At 62.5% G+C, this 22,485-nt stretch carries 17 protein-coding genes; 12 read left to right on the top strand and 5 right to left on the bottom strand.

Going from position 1 to position 22,485, the window contains the following annotated elements; genetic code table 11:
• Positions 1–258 precede the first annotated feature (258 nt).
• A complete protein-coding gene (gene glnA, locus ACSVIK_RS20475; protein WP_442446054.1) occupies positions 259–1,665 on the bottom strand; it encodes a glutamate--ammonia ligase in 1,407 nt (468 codons plus the stop codon).
• Positions 1,666–1,994: 329 nt separating this feature from the next.
• On the opposite strand from glnA, the gene thiI reads away from it, so the two are divergent.
• The 3 genes from thiI (at position 1,995) to ACSVIK_RS20460 (ending at position 6,443) form a co-directional block, all read left to right on the top strand.
• On the top strand, positions 1,995–3,500 hold the full coding sequence (gene thiI, locus ACSVIK_RS20470) for a tRNA uracil 4-sulfurtransferase ThiI (RefSeq protein WP_442446053.1): 1,506 nt from the start codon (positions 1,995–1,997) through the stop codon (positions 3,498–3,500).
• 147 nt (positions 3,501–3,647) lie between these two features.
• On the top strand, positions 3,648–5,468 hold the full coding sequence (gene typA, locus ACSVIK_RS20465) for a translational GTPase TypA (RefSeq protein WP_442446052.1): 1,821 nt from the start codon (positions 3,648–3,650) through the stop codon (positions 5,466–5,468).
• Positions 5,469–5,702: 234 nt separating this feature from the next.
• Positions 5,703–6,443 carry a hypothetical protein gene (locus ACSVIK_RS20460; protein WP_442446051.1) on the top strand — a complete coding sequence of 247 codons (741 nt, stop codon included), beginning with the start codon at positions 5,703–5,705 and terminating at the stop codon, positions 6,441–6,443.
• Between the two features lie 963 nt (positions 6,444–7,406).
• On the opposite strand, the gene gbcA is transcribed toward ACSVIK_RS20460, so the two are convergent.
• Positions 7,407–8,699: a glycine-betaine demethylase subunit GbcA gene (gene gbcA, locus ACSVIK_RS20455; protein WP_442446050.1), complete on the bottom strand. Its 1,293-nt coding sequence runs from the start codon at positions 8,697–8,699 to the stop codon at positions 7,407–7,409.
• A 316-nt stretch (positions 8,700–9,015) separates the two neighbouring features.
• On the opposite strand from gbcA, the gene gbcB reads away from it, so the two are divergent.
• On the top strand, positions 9,016–10,122 hold the full coding sequence (gene gbcB, locus ACSVIK_RS20450) for a glycine-betaine demethylase subunit GbcB (RefSeq protein WP_442446049.1): 1,107 nt from the start codon (positions 9,016–9,018) through the stop codon (positions 10,120–10,122).
• A gap of 154 nt (positions 10,123–10,276) precedes the next feature.
• On the opposite strand, the gene ACSVIK_RS20445 is transcribed toward gbcB, so the two are convergent.
• Positions 10,277–11,317, bottom strand: a complete 1,041-nt coding sequence (locus ACSVIK_RS20445; RefSeq protein WP_442446048.1) for a threonine aldolase family protein — start codon at positions 11,315–11,317, stop codon at positions 10,277–10,279.
• A 238-nt stretch (positions 11,318–11,555) separates the two neighbouring features.
• Between ACSVIK_RS20445 and ACSVIK_RS20440 the strand changes: the two genes are divergently transcribed.
• Positions 11,556–11,855, top strand: coding sequence for a hypothetical protein (locus tag ACSVIK_RS20440; RefSeq protein WP_442446047.1), 300 nt, complete (start codon positions 11,556–11,558; stop codon positions 11,853–11,855).
• Positions 11,856–11,976: 121 nt separating this feature from the next.
• On the opposite strand, the gene ACSVIK_RS20435 is transcribed toward ACSVIK_RS20440, so the two are convergent.
• Positions 11,977–12,417, bottom strand: a complete 441-nt coding sequence (locus tag ACSVIK_RS20435; RefSeq protein ID WP_442446046.1) for a hypothetical protein — start codon at positions 12,415–12,417, stop codon at positions 11,977–11,979.
• Between the two features lie 173 nt (positions 12,418–12,590).
• Between ACSVIK_RS20435 and ACSVIK_RS20430 the strand changes: the two genes are divergently transcribed.
• Positions 12,591–13,052, top strand: coding sequence for a hypothetical protein (locus tag ACSVIK_RS20430; RefSeq protein WP_442446045.1), 462 nt, complete (start codon positions 12,591–12,593; stop codon positions 13,050–13,052).
• 202 nt (positions 13,053–13,254) lie between these two features.
• Positions 13,255–14,466, top strand: coding sequence for a M24 family metallopeptidase (locus ACSVIK_RS20425; RefSeq protein WP_442446044.1), 1,212 nt, complete (start codon positions 13,255–13,257; stop codon positions 14,464–14,466).
• A gap of 32 nt (positions 14,467–14,498) precedes the next feature.
• On the opposite strand, the gene ACSVIK_RS20420 is transcribed toward ACSVIK_RS20425, so the two are convergent.
• Positions 14,499–15,512 (bottom strand): GlxA family transcriptional regulator, encoded by a 1,014-nt coding sequence (locus ACSVIK_RS20420; RefSeq protein WP_442446043.1) that lies wholly within the window; start codon positions 15,510–15,512, stop codon positions 14,499–14,501.
• 357 nt (positions 15,513–15,869) lie between these two features.
• Here ACSVIK_RS20420 and glyA point away from each other — a divergent pair, with 357 nt between their 5' ends.
• The 5 genes from glyA (at position 15,870) to ACSVIK_RS20395 (ending at position 22,458) form a co-directional block, all read left to right on the top strand.
• The gene (gene glyA, locus ACSVIK_RS20415) at positions 15,870–17,123 is read left to right on the top strand and encodes a serine hydroxymethyltransferase (RefSeq protein WP_442446042.1); all 1,254 of its coding nucleotides are present in this window, start codon (positions 15,870–15,872) and stop codon (positions 17,121–17,123) included.
• A 66-nt stretch (positions 17,124–17,189) separates the two neighbouring features.
• Positions 17,190–18,440, top strand: a complete 1,251-nt coding sequence (locus ACSVIK_RS20410; protein WP_442446041.1) for a sarcosine oxidase subunit beta family protein — start codon at positions 17,190–17,192, stop codon at positions 18,438–18,440.
• Positions 18,441–18,495: 55 nt separating this feature from the next.
• Entirely contained in the window at positions 18,496–18,822 is a 327-nt protein-coding gene (locus tag ACSVIK_RS20405; protein WP_442446040.1) for a sarcosine oxidase subunit delta, read from the top strand.
• Positions 18,819–21,836 (top strand): sarcosine oxidase subunit alpha, encoded by a 3,018-nt coding sequence (locus ACSVIK_RS20400; protein ID WP_442446039.1) that lies wholly within the window; start codon positions 18,819–18,821, stop codon positions 21,834–21,836. The genes ACSVIK_RS20405 and ACSVIK_RS20400 overlap by 4 nt, the downstream gene beginning before the upstream one ends.
• Positions 21,829–22,458 carry a sarcosine oxidase subunit gamma gene (locus ACSVIK_RS20395; protein WP_442446038.1) on the top strand — a complete coding sequence of 210 codons (630 nt, stop codon included), beginning with the start codon at positions 21,829–21,831 and terminating at the stop codon, positions 22,456–22,458. The genes ACSVIK_RS20400 and ACSVIK_RS20395 overlap by 8 nt, the downstream gene beginning before the upstream one ends.
• The last annotated feature ends 27 nt before the right edge of the window (positions 22,459–22,485 follow it).

Raw genomic sequence — 22,485 nt, 5'->3', positions numbered from 1 at the left:
GACCCGGATGGCGGGGGTGCGTTTCTTTTGCTTACTTTTCTTTGCGCATTTCAAAGAAAAGTGAGTCGCCCGAGGGGCGAAACAAGGAGTTTCCGAACACACCGAAGCGGCGTCCAGAACACCAAATAACACATAAACTTGCCAGTCCGGTATCAAGGACTGACCTCCCCGAGCTTCCGTGAAAAGCCATAAAAAAGCCCCGCCAGGCCGAGCCGGGCGGGGCTTTCGAGGGCGCCGCACGAGGCGGCGCAAACTGGCTTAGACGCTGTAGTACAGGTCGTATTCCAGCGGGTGTACGAAGGTACGTACCTTGATCTCTTCTTCGCTCTTCAGCTCGATGTAGGCATCGATGAAGTCGTCGGAGAACACGCCGCCCTTGGTCAGGAACGCGCGGCCCTTGTCCAGCTCTTCCAGGGCTTCTTTCAGGCTGCCGCACACTTGCGGGATCAGCTTGCCTTCTTCCGGCGGCAGGTCGTACAGGTTCTTGTCCGCTGCATCGCCAGGGTGGATCTTGTTCTGGATACCGTCGATACCGGCCATCAGCAGAGCGGCGAAGGCCAGGTACGGGTTGGCAGCCGGATCCGGGAAGCGCGCTTCGATACGGCGAGCTTTCGGGCTGGCAACGTACGGGATACGGATCGAGGCGGAACGGTTGCGAGCCGAGTAGGCCAGCATGACCGGAGCCTCGAAGCCCGGAACCAGACGCTTGTAGGAGTTGGTCGACGGGTTGGTGAAGCCGTTCAGGGCCTTACCGTGCTTGATGATGCCGCCGATGAAGTACAGGGCGGTCTCGGACAGACCGGCATAGCCTTCACCTGCGAAGGTGTTCTTGCCGTCCTTGGAGATCGACATGTGCACGTGCATGCCCGAACCGTTGTCGCCGTAAAGCGGCTTGGGCATGAAGGTGGCGGTCTTGCCGTAGGCATCGGCCACGTTGTGTACGCAGTACTTCAGGGTTTGAACTTCGTCGGCCTTGTTCACCAGGGTGTTGAACTTGACGCCGATTTCGTTCTGGCCGGCAGTGGCCACCTCGTGGTGGTGCACTTCGACGACCAGGCCCATTTCTTCCATGGCGTTGCACATGGCGGTACGGATTTCGTGGTCGTGGTCGCACGGCGGAACCGGGAAGTAACCGCCTTTGACGGCCGGGCGGTGGCCCTTGTTGCCGCCTTCGACGTCGCCGTCGGTCATCCAGGAGCCTTGTTCGGAGTAGATCTTGAACATCGAGCCGGAGATGTCGGACTTGAACTTCACTTCGTCAAAGATGAAGAACTCGGGCTCCGGGCCGACGAATACGGTGTCACCGATGCCGGTGGACTTGAGGAATTCTTCGGCGCGCTTGGCGATGGAGCGCGGGTCACGGTCGTAGCCTTGCATGGTGCTCGGCTCGATGATGTCGCAGACCAGGATCAGGGTCGGCTCTTCGGTGAACGGATCCAGTACGGCGGTTTCGTCGACCGGCATCAGAATCATGTCGGAGGCTTCGATGCCTTTCCAGCCATGGATGGACGAGCCATCGAACATCTTGCCGTGCTCGAAGAAGTCTTCGTCCAGGGCGTCACGGGCCGGCATGGTCACGTGATGCTGCTTGCCCTTGGTATCGGTGAAGCGCAGGTCTACCCACTTCACGTCGTGTTCTTTGATCAGTTGAACAGCCTTAGACATGTTGTCCTCCAGATGGAAAAGGCTCGCTTCGTGGAGCCCCGATATGTGCGGTGAAGCCCGGCGGGATAGTCCGTCAGAGCGACCTGCCTCACAAGGGAGCAAATTGCATGCCAGTGCCCTTTATTGGGCAGAGGCCGCGGAACTCAGGCGCCGTGCCGCTTGCGCGGTATTTGCGTCAGCAGTTTTGCACCATTTAAGGGCTGCAAATTCCTTGAGTGTGCAATTTTGGTGCGCTGTCTTCGTGGTGCAGTATTTTTGGTCAAAGCTTGAACAATTTCCGCTATAATCCGCGCCCCTGTTTTTCCGCTGCCTGTTCGGGCGCTTATTTCATGAAGCTGATCGTCAAAGTTTTCCCAGAAATCACCATCAAGAGCCGCCCGGTGCGCAAGCAGTTCATCCGCCAGTTGGGGAAGAACATCCGCGCCGTGCTGCGCGATCTTGATCCCGCCCTGCGGGTGACGGGTGTATGGGACAACCTGGAGGTGGAAACCGACCTGGACGATCCCAAGCTGCTCGCCGAGATGACCGAGCGCCTGCGCAATACGCCGGGCATCGGCCTGTTCCTCGAGGTCAACGAATACCCGCTGGGCGACCTCGATGACATCACCGAACACTGCAAGCGCCACTACGCCGAGCAGTTGCCGGGCAAGATCTTCGCCGTGCGTTGCAAGCGCGGTGGCAAGCATGCCTTCAGCTCCATCGATGTCGAGCGACACGTGGGTTCGCGCTTGCGCCGCGAATGCGATGCGGCGGGCATCGACCTGAAGAAGCCGGAAGTCGAAGTGCGCATGGAGATTCGCGATCAGCGCCTCTTCGTGGTGCACAACCGTCACGAAGGCTTGGGCGGCTACCCATTGGGCTCGCTGGAGCAGACCCTGGTGCTGATGAGCGGCGGCTTCGACTCCACTGTGGCGGCCTATCAAATGATGCGTCGCGGCCTGGTCAGCCACTTCTGCTTCTTCAATCTAGGGGGCCGTGCCCACGAATTGGGCGTGATGGAAGTGGCGCACCATATTTGGCAGAAGTTCGGCCGCTCGCAGCGCGTGCTGTTCATCAGCGTGCCGTTCGAGGAAGTGGTCGGCGAGATTCTCGGCAAGGTCGACAACAGCCAGATGGGCGTGATCCTCAAGCGCATGATGCTGCGCGCCGCGACTCGCATCGCCGAGAAGCTGCAGATCGAAGCGCTGGTCACCGGCGAGGCAATCAGCCAGGTATCGAGCCAGACCCTGACCAACCTGGCGGTGATCGACTCGGCCACCGACATGCTGGTGATGCGCCCACTGATCGCCAGCCACAAGCAGGACATCATCGACACCGCCACGCAGATCGGCACCGCCGAGTTCGCCAAGAACATGCCTGAGTACTGCGGCGTGATCTCGGTCAACCCGACCACCAAGGCCCGTGGCTACCGCGTGGAGAAGGAGGAGGCGCAGTTCGACATGGCTATCCTCGACCGCGCCCTGGAGCGCGCCACCCAGCTACCCATCGACCGCGTGATCGACGAGCTGGGCAAGGACGTGCAGGTCGAGGAAGTGCGTGAGGCGTTGGCCGGGCAGATCGTCATCGACATTCGCCACCCCGATGCCGCCGAGGACGAGCCGCTGCAGGTGCCGGGCGTAGAAGTGCAGGCGCTGCCGTTCTACGCGCTGAACAACAAATTCAAGGAACTGGATGAGAACCGCCAGTACCTGCTGTATTGCGACAAGGGTGTGATGAGTCGTCTGCACGCCCATCACCTGCTGAGCGAGGGGCACGCCAATGTGCGCGTTTACCGGCCCTCCGGGCAGCTACAAGATTTAAGCCACAAGCCGCAAGAGGGGCGCGTGCAGTCATGATGAAGGGACATATCAGACGCAGCGCGCGGCGCCGCAGGCATCCTCCCGACTGCTGTACCTGAATCCGTCATGTTTTTAGGCTTTTCTTTGGCTTTTACCTTGCAGCTTGTCGCTTGCGGCTTGCGGCTCTCTTTCTAGGAAAAAATTGTGATCGAAAAACTGCGCAACATCGCCATCATCGCCCACGTCGACCATGGCAAGACCACCCTCGTCGACAAACTGCTGCGTCTGTCCGGCACCCTCGACCGTAAAGAAGCGGAAAACGAGCGCGTGATGGACTCCAACGACCAGGAGAAAGAGCGCGGCATTACCATTCTGGCCAAGAACACGGCGCTGAAGTGGGGCGACTACAACATCAACATCGTCGACACCCCCGGGCACGCCGACTTCGGCGGTGAAGTGGAGCGCGTGATGAGCATGGTCGACTCCGTGCTGCTGGTGGTCGACGCCCAGGACGGCCCGATGCCGCAGACCCGTTTCGTGACCCAGAAAGCGTTCAAGGCCGGCCTGCGTCCGATCGTCGTGGTCAACAAGATCGACCGTCCGGGCGCGCGTCCTGACTGGGTCATCGATCAGATCTTCGATCTGTTCGACAACCTCGGCGCCACCGACGAGCAACTGGACTTCCCCATCGTCTACGCCTCGGCCCTGAACGGCATCGCCGGCATGGATCATGAGAAGATGGACGACAACATGGATGCCCTGTTCCAGGCCATCGTCGACCACGTACCGGCGCCGGTCGTCGATGTCAACGGTCCGTTCCAGATGCAGATTTCCCAGCTGGACTACAACAGCTTCCTCGGCGTGATCGGCATCGGCCGCATCGCTCGCGGCACCATCAAGGCCAACAGCCCGGTGACCGCCATCGGCGCCGACGGCAAGAAGCGCACCGGCCGTATCCTCAAGATCATGGGCCACTCCGGCCTGCAGCGCGTCGAAGTGCAGGAAGCCACTGCCGGTGACATCGTCTGCGTATCGGGCATGGACGAGCTGTACATCTCCGACACCCTGTGCGACCAGAACAACGTCGAGGCCCTGCCGCCGCTGACCGTCGACCAGCCGACCGTGAGCATGACCTTCCAGGTCAACGACTCGCCGTTCGCTGGCAAGGAAGGCAAGTTCGTCACCAGCCGCAACATCAAGGACCGTCTGGAGAAGGAACTGCTGCACAACGTCGCCCTGCGCGTCGAGCCGGGTGACACCCCGGAGAAGTTCAAGGTCTCCGGCCGTGGCGAGCTGCACCTGTCGGTACTGATCGAAACCATGCGCCGTGAAGGCTTCGAGCTGGCCGTAGGCCGCCCGGAAGTGGTGATCATCGAGAACGAAGCCGGCGAGAAGCAAGAGCCGTACGAGAACGTCACCATCGATATCGAAGAACAGCACCAGGGTTCGGTGATGGAACAGATGGGGCTGCGCAAGGGCGATCTGACCAACATGGTGCCCGATGGCAAGGGTCGTATCCGCCTGGAATACACCATCCCGGCGCGCGGTCTGATCGGCTTCCGTAACAACTTCCTGACCCTGACTTCGGGTAGCGGCATCCTGACCTCGACCTTCAGCCATTACGGCGCGATCAAGGCCGGTGAAGTCAGCAACCGTCAGAACGGCGTACTGGTCTCCATGGCCACCGGCACCGCGCTGACCTACTCGCTGGAAACCCTGCAGGCACGCGGCAAGCTGTTCCTCGAGCCGGGCCAGGAGATCTACGAAGGCCAGCTGTGCGGCATCAACAGCCGTGACAACGACCTGGTGATCAACCCCACCAAGGGCAAGAAGCTCGACAACATGCGCGCTTCCGGCAAGGATGAAGTCATCGCCCTGGTACCGCCGATCAAGTTCACCCTCGAGCAGGCGCTGGAATTCATCGCCGACGACGAGCTGGTGGAAGTGACGCCGAAGTCGATCCGCCTGCGTAAGAAGTTCCTCAACGAGAACGACCGCAAGCGCTTCGAGCGCGCCAAGGTCTAAGAGCGGCTGCAAGCTTCAAGCTGCAAGCGACAAGTGAAGAGCAAGGCCCCGCCGGAGTGATCTGGCGGGGCCTTTGCTTTTCATATCCAGCCTTGGATTTGTGAAGTTGTCCGCAGGATCTTTATTCACGATCGAGGATGGCGAATTGGTATCATTGGGGCTGGCGTCGATTGCTTCGGTTCGGTGCCTGTATTACGGCGTCCAGGGAGATGTAAACCAATGAATGGTCTGGCAGTGCTGATTCTGGCTGCGGAGAGCGGTGTAAAACAGACGCGTTGGGCTGAGCCGACTGCTCCCAAGCAGTTGATCCAGGTGCGTGGTGAAACCCTTCTCGCACGCACGTTGCGCCTGCTCGCAGAGCGCGGCGTGAAGGCGCCCTGGTTGCTGACTGCCAGCGAGGCGTTGGCGAGTTATCCAGTGCCGAGCTGGTGCCCGCTGCGGCGAGAAACCAAGGCTCACAGCCTGCTCGCGGCTGAAGCCGTGGTGGGGGCTGGGGATTTGCTGGTGCTCTACAGCGACGTGTATTACTCCGAGGCGGCCATCGACACCATCCTTGCATGCTCGGAAACTCGCTTCTACGGGCGCGACGGGCGTAGCGCCTACACCTTCAAGGACTATGGCGAACTGTTCGCGGTGCGTATCGCCGAGGCTGATCGTGGCCGTGCGCGCGCTGCGCTGGAGCGTGCCATCAGGTTCTACCAGGACACGGGAAACCAGAGTTTCTGGTCGTTCTATCGCTTGATGGCGGGCTTGCCATTGGCTGATCGCAAGGCCATCGAGCGTCGGCTCTTCGTGGATATTCACGATGAAACGGATGATGTCGACTTCGCCGAGGAGGTTCCGTTGTTGCTGGCCGCTATCGACAAGCCCCTGATCTGGCGGGTAAGGCATCTGATGCGCAGGTTGAGCCTGGCCAACAAGAAGCGTCGCGAGCGGGCGAGCCGTGTTACGGGGCGAAGCTTGGAGGCTGTTTGAGGGCAGAGATTTTCGGGGTGATCCATGTGGAGCATGGGGGCCTGTGGATATCTTTCGCTAGCGCATAAAAAGGCTCATCGCGGAATCATGGGGAAGTCGGGCTTGATACTGGACTGGCAAGTTCGTGTGTTATTTGGTGTTCTGGACGCCGCTTCGGTGTGTTCGGAAACTCCTTGTTTCGCCCCCTCGGGCGACTCACTTTTCTTTGAACTGCGCAAAGAAAAGTAAGCAAAAGAAACGCACCCCCGCCATCCGGGTCTCGCTTCGCTCGACTTCCCTCACTCCGGCACCGCTCCGGGGTCGGCTTACAAGGGCCGTCCCTGGCCCTTTAAGCCTCTCGCGGCATCCATGCCGCTCGCCCCCTGCGCAGTGCCTACGTTCGGCCTCCTGAAGGGGGCATTTGCGCGCCTGAAAGTATTGGTTTCACTCGACAGCCACATCGTTCGCTGTGGCTCTTGCCAGAACACTCCATGCTAATTCTAGGTTACCGCAGGTTCAGGCGCGTACAGAGTCCGCCCAGGAGGGCGAACGGAATCGTCGTGGAAGAGGTCGAGCGACATGGATGTCGCGAGAGCCGCGATGGGCCAGGGATGGCCCACCGCGGCGGGCCTCTGGAACGGCGATGGAGTGAGCGAACCCTCGCGAAGCGAGGGCCGGATGATCGGGCGGAGGGTTTTGGTTACTTTTGTCGGGCCGGCCATCCGGGGCAAAAGTGACTCGCCCGGGAGGGCGAAACCAGAAACATCAGCAAAAACGAGGCAATCCGGAACAGGCGCCCGAACAAGCACTCACACGAACTTGCCAGTCCAGTGTCAATCAGGCATTCCCCTGAAAATGCGATGCCCATAAAAAAGCCCCGGTGTCCGTAAGAACACCGGGGCTTTTCTGCGTCAGCCTCGTTGCGGTCTACAGGCCAGCAGCCCGTAAGCCGTCAACCCGATCAACAGCAGCAGGCAGAGCATCTTACTCGCCTGCCACCTGACGCAGGTTCTGCGCCGGGGTGTCGTCGAGGTTGTTGAGCATGCGCTCGCTGTACCAGTCCAGGAAGTTGATCACGCCGAACTCGTAGGTCTTGGAGTACGGGCCGGGCTGGTAGGCGGTGGAGTTGATGCCGCGCTGGTTTTCTTCGCCCAGGCGACGATCCTGGTCGTTGGTGGCATCCCAGACTTCGCGCAGGCGAGCCACGTCGTAGTCGACACCTTCCACCGCGTCCTTGTGCACCAGCCACTTGGTGATCACGATCGACTCCTGGGCGCTGACCGGCCACACGGTGAAGTTGATCATGTGGTCGCCCATGCAGTGGTTCCACGAATGCGGCAGGTGCAGGATGCGCATGGAGCCCAGATCCGGGTCGGTGATGCGGCCCATCAGCTTCTTGCAGCCTTGCTTGCCGTCCAGGGTCATGGACACGGTGCCCTTGAGCAGCGGCATGCGCACGATGCGGTTACGCAGGCCGAAGCTGGCATGGGCGTAAGGGATGTTGTCCTTCTCCCAGCGGGTGGTGCACTCGGCGACCTGATCCTTGAACGCCTGGCTGGCGCGCGGGTCGGTGACGTCGTCCCATTCCAGCAGGGTGTTGAGCAGTTCCGGGTGCGAACCGTTGCAGTGGTAGCACTCGCGGTTGTTCTCGATCACCAGCTTCCAGTTGGCTTGCTCGCGCATGGTGCTCTGCACCGCGACCTTGGTGTTCTCCATGTCGTACGGCTCCATGTAGTGAGCCAGGGTCGCGAGGAATTCGTCGATGGCCGGCGGGTTGTCCGCCAGGCTGATGAAGATGAAGCCGCCAGCGGTCTTGCAGTGAACCGGCTTGAGGTTGTAGTCGGACAGCTTGAAGTCGGCGCCCATTTCGGTGCCGGCGAACAGCAGGCGACCATCCAGCTCGTAGGTCCACTGGTGGTAGGGGCAGACCAGCTTGGCGACCTTGCCCTTGTCCGACACGCACAGGCGCGAGCCGCGGTGGCGGCAGACGTTGTGGAAGGCATGGATCTGACCTTCGGCACCGCGGATGACCAGAATCGGGTTGTCGCCGATCTGCACGGTGAGGAAGTTGCCCTTGGCCGGAATCTCGCTGACCATGCCGGCGATCAACCATTCCTTGTGGAAGATCTCCTGCATGTCGACCTGGAACAGGCGCTCGTCGCAATAGAAGGGTTGCGGCAGCGAGAAGGTGTGATCGCGCTCGTGCAGCATCTCGGCGGTGGCCTTGCGGACGGGCTCTAGTGGGTCGCCCAGGCTCAGGTTTTGGGTGCAGTCCATGAATGGCTCCTCAATTGGTCGACGCGTCGCGCCGGCCGGTAAAAGTGGCTGTTACGGTAAATGCCGCAAGGTGTTCGTCAATCGCTGCTGCCTGCGATGGGCGTGCATGCTTGGTGAGGCGGAGTGTGGAGCCGGGCAAAGGGGAAACCTTGTCCATGGGCGACATGGCCGGATGCGTTTCCGACGCGCCAGGCCCCGTGTCATGGGGCAGGTCGCGATAAGTATGTGGATGTCGCTGGTAGATAAATGACGACTCTCGGCCTTTCGCACAATCCGCCGCATATAGGCCGATATCCGGCCACGTGGAGAGCTGTTCATGACCACTACCAACTCCTTCCTCAACCCGGTTACCACGCAGACCTGGACCAATGGCCGCCACCTGGTGCGCTGCGTCAAGGTCATTCAGGAAACCTGGGATGTCCGTACGTTCTGCTTCATGGCCGATCAACCGGTGCTGTTCTTCTTCAAGCCGGGGCAGTTCGTCACCCTGGAGCTGGAGATCGACGGCCAGCCGATCATGCGTTCGTACACCATTTCCAGCTCGCCCTCGGTGCCCTACAGCTTCTCCATCACCATCAAGCGCGTGCCGGGCGGCAAGGTCTCGAACTGGCTGCACGACAATCTCAAGGAAGGTGACGAGGTGCCGGTGCATGGCCCTGTTGGGCTGTTCAACGCCATCGACTTCCCATCCGACAAGGTGCTGTATCTGTCCGGTGGTGTCGGCATCACGCCGGTGATGTCCATGGCGCGCTGGTTCTACGACACCAATGCCAACGTCGACATGGTCTTCGTGCACAGCGCACGTTCGCCCAAGGACATCATTTACCAGCGTGAGCTGGAGCACATGGCGGCGCGAATCAACAACTTCAGCGTGCATGTGATCTGCGAGAAGCATGGCCTGGGTGAGGCCTGGGCCGGCTATCGTGGTTACCTGAACAAGCCGATGCTGGAGCTGATCGCGCCGGACTTCCTCGAGCGCGAGATCTTCTGCTGCGGCCCGACGCCCTACATGAGCGCGGTCAAGCGTCTGCTCGAGGCGTCTGGCTACGACATGAGCCGCTACCACGAGGAGGCCTTCGGCCCCACGCCGCCGGAGATCAGTGCCGAGGTCAAGGAGCTGGCCGCCGAAGCTGCCGATGCCCCGGAAGTGCCGGTGGGCGAGCTCAATCAGGTGGAATTCATCAGCACCGGCAAGAGCATCCGCGTCGCCCCCGGCGAGACCGTCCACGCTGCCGCTGCCAAGCTCGGTCTGCACATTCCCAAGGCCTGCGGCATGGGCATTTGCGGCACCTGCAAGGTGATGAAAACCTCCGGCGAGGTGGACATGGAGCACAACGGCGGTATCACCGACGAGGACGTGGCCGAAGGTTACATCCTGTCTTGCTGCAGCGTGCCAAAAGGCGACGTGGCGATCGATTACTGATCGACAGGTTGGTTCTGGGGAGGCTGGTGCGCGCAGCGCACCCTACGGGCTGTAGCCCGGATGAAATCCGGGACGATCGATCCGTTTCCCCGGATTGCATCCGCGCCACCCAGCGACATGATCAGAGGCTCCGCTTGCGGGGCCTCTGGCGTTTTCAGGCGCTCATCACTTCACGGATGTCGGCAGCGAGCTGGCGCACGCGGGCTTCGTCGCTATCCCAGCTACACATGAAGCGCGCGCCACCGGCACCGATGAAAGTGTAGAAACGCCAGCCGCGGGCGGTGAGGGCGGCGATGGCCGGCTCCGAGAGCTGCAGGAACACGCCGTTGGCTTCCACCGGGAACATCAGGCTGACGCCGGGGATGTCTGCGACCAGCGAGGCCAGCAACTGAGCGCAGTGGTTGGCGTGCTGGGCGTAACGCAGCCAGGCACCGTCCTGCAGGATGCCCACCCAGGGCGCCGACAGATAGCGCATTTTCGAGGCAAGCTGGCCGGCCTGCTTGCAGCGGTAGTCGAAGTCCTCGGCCAGCGCCTTGTCGAAGAAGACGATGGCCTCGCCCACCGCCATACCGTTCTTGGTGCCGCCGAAGCAGAGCACGTCGACCCCGGCTTTCCAGGTCAGCTCGGCCGGGCTGCAGCCGAGGAAGGCGCAGGCGTTGGAGAAGCGCGCGCCGTCCATGTGCAGGTGTAGGCCCAGTTCCTTGCAGGTCTGGCTGATGGCGCGGACTTCCTCCGGGCGGTACACGGTACCGACTTCGGTGGCCTGGGTGAGGGTGACCACGCGCGGTTTCGGGTAGTGGATATCCTGGCGTTTGAGGGCGATCTCGCGGATCGCCTGGGGCGTCAGCTTGCCGTTCTCGGTGCTGGCCAGCAGCAGCTTGGAGCCGTTGGAGAAGAACTCCGGCGCACCGCACTCGTCGGTTTCGACGTGGGCGGTCTCCGCGCAGATCACGCTGTGGTAGCTCTGGCACAGCGAGGCCAGGGCCAGGGAGTTGGCGGCGGTGCCGTTGAAGGCGAAGAACACCTCGCAGTCGGTATCGAGCAGGCTGCGGAAGTGGTCGGCGGCGCGCGCCGTCCATTCGTCGTCACCGTAGGCGCGTTGGTGGCCCTGGTTGGCCTCGGCCATGGCGGCCCAGGCTTCGGGACAGATGCCGGAATAGTTGTCACTGGCAAATTGCTGGGCATTGTCGGGCATTGGCGCGTTCCTTCTGAAAAGCAGCCGGCAAGGGTGCCGGCAAATGCTCACTATACTGCCCGCGCCTCGCAGGCGGCGTCCGTTGCGGCGACGAGTTGTTGCGCTGATGCGCAGTGCGTGTGGTAGGCGATGATGACCGTTCGGCCAGGATCGGGAACTCGACAATGGCTGTTGGGTTCACAACTACCAGAAAGCGGCATTCGCTCCGCTTTCCTCCCATCCAGAGAAGGAGTTTCCCATGACTTATCGTCACCTGCTTGCCGCCGCTCTGCCCCTGGTTCTGGCGCTGCCCGTCAGTGCTGCCGAATGGTCGGACAAGGCCAAGAACGACTTCGTGCAGCAGTGCATCAACGGCGCCCCGGCGGGCTACGAGGAGCCGCAACTGCGGGCCTATTGCGACTGTGCAGCGACCAAGGTCAGCCAGGAGTTCAGCGAAGAGGAACTTGAGGCCATGAGCCGCCAATCGCCACCCGATCAGGCCATGCAGCAGCGCCTGGTGAATGCCTCCAGCAGTTGCAGTGGTGAACTCAAGCCCTGACCGCCCGCTGAGCAAATAACGGGCGCTTGCGCCGGAGCCCCATGGGCTCTGGCCTGGCGTCGGGTATCCACAGGCGATGCACAGACAAGTCCAGGGTATTTGTGCACAACCGATCTCTATCTCATTGATCTTGTTCGATTTTTGATCGAGCGTCGGCAGGCCTTGGTTTGCCTGGCCTGAGGCACTCCTCGAACAAGCTGCGCACAGATTCATCCACAGCTTCTGTGCATATCCCCAGGCGTCGTTCCTTGCTGGCATCCGCAACAGGTGGATAAGCCGGCGCGCTGCGGTGGGTGTATGGATCGCGAGCAGCGGCATAAACCTCAGCTTTCACGGGGCCTGCGGCGATCTGTATACAGCTTTTCCACAGGATGATCCACGCTTTCTGTGCATCAATGACCGTTGCTAACTGCTTGATATCGATCAGGAAACGAACGATTGGCCGGAGCCGGCGTGAAGCCTGGCGGTGCGCGCTGTGTGCACGGCTTATCCACAGCTTGATCCACCTGAGTCGTGGATAAGGCCGGGCGGCGCTTAGCACCTTGGCGTCGATTCTGAGCAACAGGTCAACTTGGCTGGCCGTGACAATCGCAGCATTACGTCCTGCAGCGCGTCGCCGCCAAGGAGCCCTGTCGTGGTCATCTGCGTTTTCCACCCGAGCAAATTCGCAGTCTCACCCTCGCCTCTGTGGCGAGCCGATGTGTCTGCCCTCGGCCTCGTGCAAGGCCTTGCGGCATGAGCGCAGCGCAGAAGGTGGCGGATGCCGCCGTGGAGTCCATCGGTTTCCTGCTGGACGAAGGCTTCAGTCTGATGGCGTTGGCTGCTGCGCTGGAACCGCTGCGCATGGCCAACCAGTTGGCTGGGTGCACGCTCTACCGCTGGCAGACGCTCAGTCTGGATGGGCGAGCCCGGCGTGCCAACAATGGCATGTGGGTCACGCCGGATCGCGCCCTGGGCGCAGTGGATAAGCTGCATGGCCTGATCCACTGTCGTGGCGATGACGAGGCGCAGGCGCACAGGCCCGAGCTGGAATGCCAGTTGTGCGACCTGGCACGAGCCGGCGTGTTTCTCGGCGCGCCCGGCCTGGAGCCGATGCTGCAAATGATCGGCGGCCGCCATGGCCGAATGCTGATCAGGGCGATCAGTGACGGGCTGGCATTCGAGCCGTTGCCGCCCCCCGGTCAGGTGCTGCACTGAGCGCCGCCACAGAGGCGCAGGGGCGAATTCATGGTGGCGCCATGTGCGCCACGATCGCGAATGAATGGGCTGGCAGTGGCAAAGCAGATCCGGCCAACTTCGGGTCGCAGGCGTACAAAAAAGTCTGGGGTGCTTCTGCTGCAATCCATTGCAACGGCTCATCAGTCCGATGGGCCGCGTCACCAGCAAGGGGATCGATGCCATGCAGATGCCGCAAACGCTTCGGATTGAAAACGGTGAAAAGGTCAGATCGACCTTCTCTGCCAAGGAGTACGCCAATCGTCACGCCAGGCTGCGCGCGCACCTGGCGAGCGAGAACATCGATGCGGCGATCTTTACCTCGTATCACAACATCAATTACTACAGTGACTTCCTCTACTGCGCCTTTGGCCGTTGCTATGCGCTGGTGGTGACCCAGGACGCCATCGTCAGCATCAGCGCCAAGATCGACGGCGGCAGGCCGTGGCGGCGCGCCGTCGCTACCGACAATATCGTCTACAGCGACTGGCAGCGTGACAACGACCTCGTCGCTATCGAGCAGGCGCTGCCGAAGGCCGGCCGCATCGGCGTCGAGTTCGATCACCTGACCCTGCAGCACCGTGAACGGCTGGCAGCACGCTATCCGAATGCCGAACTGGTGGATGTCGCCGCTCCCTGCATGCGCCTGCGCATGATCAAGTCCGCGGAGGAACATGCGCTGATCCGCCAGGGTGCTCGTATTGCCGATATCGGCGGTGCGGCGGCGCTGGAAGCGCTGCGCGATCAGGTGCCGGAGTACGAAGTGGCCCTGCATGCCACCCAGGCCATGGTGCGCGCCATCGCCACCACCTTCGAGGAGGTGGAGCTGATGGATACCTGGGCCTGGTTCCAGTCCGGCATCAACACCGACGGTGCGCACAACCCCTTGACCACGCGCGAGGTCAACGCAGGCGACATCCTCAGCCTCAACTGTTTCCCCATGATCGCCGGCTACTACACGGCTCTGGAGCGCACCCTGTTCCTCGATCACTGCAGCGACGCGCATCTGCGCCTCTGGCAGGCCAACGTCGAAGTGCACGAGGCCGGGCTTGCCCTGATCAGGCCAGGCGTGCGTTGTTGCGATATCGCCCATGCACTCAACGAGATCTACCTCAGTCATGATCTGCTGCAGTACCGCACCTTCGGCTACGGCCACTCGTTCGGTGTCCTCAATCATTACTACGGGCGTGAGACGGGGCTGGAGCTGCGCGAGGATGTCGAGACCCTGCTGGAGCCGGGCATGGTGCTGTCCATGGAGCCCATGATCATGCTGCCGGAGGGGCTGCCAGGCGCCGGCGGCTATCGCGAACACGACATCCTCATCGTCCACGAGAGCGGCGCCGAAAATATCACCCGCTTCCCCTATGGCCCGGAGCACAACATCATCGCTCGATAGCGAGCTGCCGTGCCGCTGCTATGGCAATGGCGCTAAGAGCGCGCCGGCACGGCCATGCCGCTGTGCTGGCGTTCGCGGCGTGGCGACAGGCCGAACTGGCGGCTGTAGCTCTTGGAAAAATGCGCCGCTGACGAGAAGCCGCAGGTCAGGGCGATCTCACCCACCGGGGCTTCACTGCTTAGCAACAGCTCGCGCGCCCGCTGCAGGCGCAGCTCCAGGTAGTACTGGCTGGGCGTGCGCGCCAGGTACTTGTGAAACAGCCGCTCCAGTTGGCGTACCGACACCTCGTTGAGGCGTGCCAGCTCTTCCAGCTCCAGGGGCTCTTCCAGGTTCGCTTCCATGATCGCCACGATCTGGCTCAGCTTGGGCTGGGTGTTGCCGATCTTCTGGCGCAAGGGGATGCGCTGTGGGTCGCGGGCGTTGCGTACCCGCTCGCACAGCAGCAGTTCGGCGGCGCGGCTGGCGATCTCGGCGCCATCGGGTTCGCGGCTGATCAGTTGCAAGGTCATGTCCAGCGCTGCGGTGCCGCCCGAACAGGTATAGCGATCGCGATCCAGTTCGTAGAGTTGGTGGGAGACGATGATGCGTGGAAACCGTTCCTTGATCTGTTCGATGTTCTCCCAGTGCAGGGTGCAGCGATAGCCTTCGAGCAGGCCGGCGCTGGCCAGCAGGTGGCTGCCGGTGCAGATGCCGCCCAGGGGCACGCCCTGTTCGGCCAGGCGACGCAGCCAGGCGAGCAGGGCACGGTCGTATTTCTCCGGGATCGGGTTGGCGCCGACGACGAACAGGGCGTCCAGAGCTGGCGCCTGTTCGGGGCTGCTGTCGGTCATCACGCGCACGCCGTTGCTGGCCGCTACCGGCTGGTTGTCGCTGGAGATCAGTACGCTGCGATACAGCGGCCTTCCAGCGGCCAGGCCAGCGATGCGCAGAGGCTCGATGGCCGAGGCGAAGCCGATGGTGGTGAAGTTGGGGATGAGCAGGAAACCGAAGGTCTTCAACCTGTCGCAATCAGGTAATTGCAGGTATTGAGGCTCGGCATGCTTCATGGGCGGCTCCTGTCCGTTAGTTGCCAGTGCGGGCGTCGGGATGGCGCTACGCGCCAGCCAGGCGGGGCAGGCTCGATCTTACCCTCATTCGCTGGCTGTCCGGCGCCGTGACGGGTGTCGCAACCTGTCTCTATACGACATACCAGGCGAAGCGCCGCCAGCCAGCGCCATTACCGCTCATCGCGTGATTCGGGGCAGGTCAGTTTGAGCATTTTGAAGTCGTAATTAGGCAAATGACCCCCCAGGCTATTTCGCACAATCGCCTCCAACAGACGCCTTGTCGGTGGCTCCGTGAGCCGCTGCGACGGGAGCCTCACCAACACAGATGCGACCCTGACGGGTTGCCGGGAGACCGAGATGTTCAGCAAACAGGACAAGATCCAGGGTTACGACGATGAATTGCTCGCCGCCATCGACCAGGAAGAGCGTCGCCAGGAAGAGCACATCGAGCTGATCGCCTCGGAAAACTATTGCAGCCAGCGCGTGATGGAAGCGCAAGGCAGCGGCCTGACCAACAAGTACGCCGAAGGCTACCCGGGCAAGCGCTACTACGGTGGCTGCGAATACGTCGACAAGGTCGAGCAACTGGCCATCGATCGTGCCAAGGCCTTGTTCGGTGCTGATTACGCCAACGTCCAGCCGCACTCCGGCTCCTCGGCCAACAGCGCCGTCTACCTGGCGCTGCTCAATGCCGGTGACACCATCCTCGGCATGAGCCTGGCCCATGGCGGCCACCTGACCCACGGCTCCAAGGTTTCCTCCTCGGGCAAGCTTTACAACGCTGTTCAGTACGGCCTGAATCCGGCCACCGGCCTGATCGACTACGACGAAGTCGAGCGCCTGGCTGTCGAGCACAAGCCGAAGATCATCGTCGCCGGCTTCTCCGCCTACTCCAAGACTCTGGACTTCCCGCGCTTCCGCGCCATCGCCGACAAGGTCGGTGCCCTGTTGTTCGTCGACATGGCCCACGTTGCTGGCTTGGTTGCTGCCGGTCTGTACCCGAACCCGATTCCGTTCGCCGATGTGGTCACCACCACCACCCACAAGACCCTGCGTGGTCCGCGTGGCGGCCTGATCCTGGCCAAGGCCAACGAAGAGATCGAGAAGAAGCTCAACTCCGCCGTGTTCCCGGGTGCCCAGGGCGGCCCGCTGATGCACGTGATCGCCGCCAAGGCGGTGTGCTTCAAGGAAGCCATGGAGCCTGAGTTCAAGGCTTACCAGCAGCAGGTCATCGATAACGCCCAGGCCATGGCCAAGGTGTTCGTCGAGCGCGGCTACGAAGTGGTGTCCGGCGGTACCGACAACCACCTGTTCCTGCTCAGCCTGATCAAGCAGGGCCTGACCGGCAAAGACGCCGACGCCGCCCTGGGCCGTGCCGGCATCACCGTGAACAAGAACGCTGTGCCGAACGACCCGCAGTCGCCGTTCGTCACCTCGGGTATCCGCATCGGTACCCCGGCGGTCACCACCCGTGGCTTCAAGGTCGCCCAGTGCCAGAGCCTGGCCGGCTGGATCTGCGACATCCTCGACCACCTCGGTGATGCCGATGTCGAGGCGCAGGTGGCCAAGCTGGTCGCCGGGCTGTGCGCGGATTACCCGGTCTATCGCTAAGCCAACCTTCTCTCTCAGCCCCTCTCGCGCAGTCGCGAGAGGGCAGTAGAACCCTGGAGCATGCCCATGCAACGTTATTCCGGCTTCGGCCTGTTCAAGCACTCGTTCAGCCATCATGAGAACTGGCAGCGCATGTGGCGTAATCCAACGCCCAAGCCGGTTTATGACGTGGTCATCGTCGGTGGTGGCGGTCACGGCCTGGCCACGGCTTACTACCTGGCCAAGGAATTCGGCGTGAAAAACGTCGCCGTGGTGGAGAAGGGCTGGCTTGGCGGTGGCAACACCGCGCGTAACACCACCATCGTCCGTTCCAACTACCTGTGGGACGAGTCCGCGCACCTGTACGAGCACGCGATGAAGCTGTGGGAAGGTCTGTCGCAAGACCTCAACTACAACGTCATGTTCTCCCAGCGTGGCGTGTTCAACCTCGGTCACACCCTGCAGGACATGCGCGACATCGAGCGCCGCGTCAGCGCCAACCGTCTCAACGGTATCGACGGTGAGGTGGTGGACGCCAAGCAGGTGGCGGAGATGATCCCCTACCTGGATTGCTCGAAGAACACCCGTTACCCGATTCTCGGTGCCTCGCTGCAGCGCCGTGGTGGCGTGGCCCGTCACGACGCCGTGGCCTGGGGCTTCGCCCGTGCCGCCGACGCCCTGGGTGTCGACCTGATCCAGCAGACCGAAGTGATCGGTTTCCGCAAGGAAAACGGCGCGGTGATCGGCGTGGAAACCACCAAGGGCTTCATTGGCGCCAAGCGCGTCGGCCTGGTCGCTGCCGGTAACTCCGGGCACCTGGCCAAGCTGGCTGGCTTTCGCCTGCCGCTGGAATCGCACCCGCTGCAAGCCCTGGTATCCGAGCCGATCAAGCCGATCATCGACACAGTGATCATGTCCAACGCCGTACACGGCTACATCAGCCAGTCGGACAAGGGCGACCTGGTCATCGGCGCCGGTATCGACGGCTACAACGGCTACGGCCAACGTGGTTCCTACCCGACCATCGAACACACCCTGCAGGCCATCGTCGAGATGTTCCCGGTGCTCTCGCGCGTGCGCATGAACCGTCAGTGGGGCGGCATCGTCGACACCACGCCGGACGCCTGCCCGATCATCGCCAAGACGCCGGTGAAGAACCTCTTCATCAACTGCGGCTGGGGTACCGGCGGCTTCAAGGCCACTCCGGGCTCGGGCAACGTGTTCGCTGCCAGCCTGGCCAAGGGCGAGATGCATCCACTGGCCAAGGCCTTCTCCATCGAGCGCTTCCACAACGGTGCGCTGATCGACGAGCACGGCGCAGCCGGTGTGGCGCACTGATTATGGCGCCCTCTCTCGCTGAGAGAGGGACGATGGTTTTCTGGAGGTACCGAGCATGTTGCATATCTTCTGCCCTCACTGTGGCGAACTGCGTTCCGAAGAAGAATTCCACGCTGGCGGCCAGGCGCACATCGCCCGCCCGCTGGATCCCAACGCCTGCACCGACGAGGAGTGGGGCGAGTACCTGTTCTTCCGCGACAACCCGCGCGGTATCCACCACGAGCTGTGGATCCATGCGGCGGGCTGCCGTCAGTACTTCAACGTCACTCGCCACACGGTGAGCTACGAGATTCTCGAAACCTACAAGATCGGTGAGAGCCCCAGCGTGACTGAAGCCACTGTCGCTGCGAAAAAGGCCGCTGACCAAGGAGTAACGGCATGAGCCAGGTCAATCGTCTTTCCCAGGGTGGCCGTATCGACCGCAGCCAGCCCCTGACCTTCAGTTTCAACGGCCAGACCTACCAGGGTTATGCCGGCGACACCCTGGCCGCTGCACTGCTGGCCAACGGCGTCGACGTGATCGGCCGCAGCTTCAAGTACTCGCGTCCGCGCGGCATCGTCGCCGCCGGTGCCGAAGAGCCCAATGCCGTGCTGCAGATCGGCTCCACCGAAGCGGCGCAGATCCCCAACGTGCGTGCCACCCAGCAGGCGCTGTACCAGGGCCTGACGGCTGCCAGCACCAACGGCTGGCCGAGCGTCAACACCGACCTGATGGGCATTCTCGGCAAGGTCGGCGGTGGCATGATGCCGCCCGGTTTCTACTACAAGACCTTCATGTACCCGCAGAACCTGTGGCTGACCTACGAGAAGTACATTCGTAAGGCCGCCGGTCTCGGTCGCTCGCCGAAGGAAAACGACCCGGACATCTACGATTACATGAACCAGCACTGCGACGTGCTGGTGGTCGGTGCCGGCCCTGCCGGTCTGGCCGCGGCCCTGGCTGCCGGTCGTAGCGGCGCGCGGGTGATCCTCGCCGACGAGCAGGAAGAATTCGGTGGCAGCCTGCTGTCCACCCGCGAGATGCTCGACGACAAGCCGGCCGCCGACTGGGCCGCCAATGCCATCGCCGAGCTGCAAAAGATGCCGGAAGTGACCCTGCTGCCGCGTGCCACGGTCAACGGCTATCACGACCACAACTTCCTCACCATCCACCAGCGCCTCACCGATCACCTCGGCGAAGTCGCGCCGATGGGCCAGCCGCGTCAGCGCCTGCACCGCGTGCGTGCCGGTCGCGTGGTACTGGCCACCGGTGCTCACGAGCGTCCGCTGGTGTACGCCAACAACGACGTGCCCGGCAACATGCTGGCCGATGCCGTGTCGACCTACGTGCGCCGTTACGGCGTAGCGCCCGGTCAGAAGCTGGTGCTGTCGACCAACAACGATTACGCCTACCGCGTGGTGCTCGACTGGCTCGACGCCGGTCGCCAGGTGGTGGCCGTGGCCGACGCGCGCAGCAACCCGCGCGGTAGCTGGGTCGAAGAAGCGCGTCGGCGTGGCGTGCGCGTACTCACCGGCAGTGCCGTGGTCGAAGCGCGTGGCAGCAAGCGCGTGACCGGTGCGCGCATCTGCGCCATCGATCTGGCCAAGCACAAGGTCACCAGCCCGGGTGAAGTGGTCGACTGCGATCTGATCGTCAGCTCCGGCGGCTACAGCCCGGTGGTGCACCTGGCTTCGCACCTCGGTGGTCGCCCGGTCTGGCGCGAAGACATCCTGGCCTTCGTGCCGGGTGAAGGCTTCCAGAAGCGTCATTGCGCCGGTGCGGTCAACGGCGTGTTCGGTCTGGGCGACGCTCTGGCCGATGGTTTCGAGGCCGGCGCCAAGGCGGCTGCCGAAGTGGGCTTCAACGCCGTGACCGGCACCCTGCCGAAGGCTGAGAAGCGCATCGAGGAAGCCACCGTTGCGCTGTTCCAGGTGCCGCACGACAAGGGCACCTCGCGTGCGCCCAAGCAGTTCGTCGACCAGCAGAACGACGTCACCGCTGCCGGTATCGAACTGGCCACCCGCGAAGGCTTCGAGTCGGTCGAGCACGTCAAGCGCTACACCGCGCTGGGCTTCGGTACCGATCAGGGCAAGCTGGGCAACATCAACGGTCTGGCCATCGCCGCCCGTTCCATCGGCATCAGCATCGCCGAGATGGGCACCACCATGTTCCGCCCGAACTACACCCCGGTGACCTTCGGCGCCATCGCCGGCCGTCATTGCGGTGAGCTGTTCGAGCCCAAGCGCTACACCGCCATGCAGAAATGGCACCTGGAGAACGGCGCCGAGTTCGAGGACGTTGGCCAGTGGAAGCGTCCCTGGTACTTCCCGAAAAACGGTGAAGACCTGCATGCCGCCGTGGCGCGCGAGTGCCTGGCCGTGCGCAACGCCGTGGGTATCCTCGACGCCTCCACCCTGGGCAAGATCGACATTCAGGGCCCGGATGCGCGCGAGTTCCTCAACCGTGTGTACACCAACGCCTGGACCAAGCTGGACGTGGGCAAGGCCCGCTACGGCCTGATGTGCAAGGAAGACGGCATGGTCTTCGACGACGGTGTGACCGCCTGCCTGGCTGACAACCACTTCGTCATGACCACCACCACCGGCGGCGCCGCACGGGTGATGGAATGGCTGGAAATCTACCACCAGACCGAATGGCCGGAGCTGAAGGTGTATTTCACCTCGGTCACCGACCACTGGGCGACCATGACCCTGTCCGGCCCCAACAGCCGCAAGCTGCTGGCCGAAGTCACCGACATCGACCTGGACAAGGACGCCTTCCCCTTCATGAGCTGGAAGGAAGGCAACGTAGGCGGCGTACCGGCGCGGGTGTTCCGTATCTCCTTCACCGGTGAGCTGAGCTACGAAGTCAACGTGCAGGCCAACTATGCCCTGGGCGTTTGGGAGAAGATCATCGCCGCAGGCGAGAAGTATGGTCTGACGCCTTATGGCACCGAGACCATGCACGTGCTGCGCGCCGAGAAGGGTTTCATCATCGTCGGTCAGGACACCGATGGTTCGGTCACCCCGGACGACCTCGGCATGGGCTGGTGCGTTGGCCGTACCAAGCCGTTCTCCTGGATCGGCTGGCGCGGCATGAACCGCGAGGACTGCCTCAAGGAGAACCGCAAGCAACTGGTCGGCCTCAAACCGCTGGATCCGAACAAGGTGCTGCCGGAAGGTGCGCAACTGGTGTTCGATCCCAAGCAGTCGATTCCGATGACCATGGTTGGCCACGTCACCTCCAGCTACATGAGTGCCGCGATGGGCCATTCCTTCGCCATGGCTCTGGTGCGCGGTGGTCTCAAGCGCATCGGCGAGCGCGTCTTCGCGCCGCTGGTCGATGGCAGCGTGATCGAAGCCGAAATCGTCAGCCCCGTGTTCTATGACCCGAAAGGGGATCGCCAGAATGTCTAACGCCAATGTTTTTCAGCAACGCCCCGACAACATCGAAGGGCAATCCTCCCTGCACCATGCTGGCCTGCACGAGCTGGCCGGCAAGGGCCGCAAGGGGGCCGGAGTCACGCTGCGCGAGAAGAAGCTGCTGGGTCATCTGATCCTGCGTGGCGACGCCGACGACACCAACTTCGCCGGTGGCGTGCACAAGGCCCTGGGCCTGGAGCTGCCGGGGGCGCTGACCCTGGTGGCCAACGGCGACACCTCGCTGCAGTGGCTGGGCCCGGACGAGTGGCTGCTGATCGTGCCCGGTGGCAGCGAGTTCGAGGTGGAAGGCAAGCTGCGTGAGGCCCTGGCCGGTCAGCATATTTCGGTGGTCAACGTCAGCGGCGGTCAGACCCTGCTGGAGCTGTCCGGGCCGAAGGTGCGCGAACTGCTGATGAAGTCCAGCAGCTATGACGTACATCCGAAGAACTTCCCGGTGGGCAAGGCGGTCGGCACGGTGTTCGCCAAGTCGCAACTGGTGATTCGTCACACCGGCGAAGACACCTGGGAACTGCTGATCCGCCGTAGCTTCTCCGACTACTTCTGGCTGTGGCTGCAGGATGCCAGCGCCGAGTACGGGTTGGCGGTCGAGGCCTGAGGCTGGCACGAACGGCTCCCTCTCCCC

The organism is Pseudomonas sp. NCHU5216 (assembly GCF_052156495.1).
GTDB lineage: Bacteria > Pseudomonadota > Gammaproteobacteria > Pseudomonadales > Pseudomonadaceae > Aquipseudomonas.
Note: the sequence above shows the minus strand (reverse complement) of the source record. Positions and strands in the feature narration are given on the sequence as shown.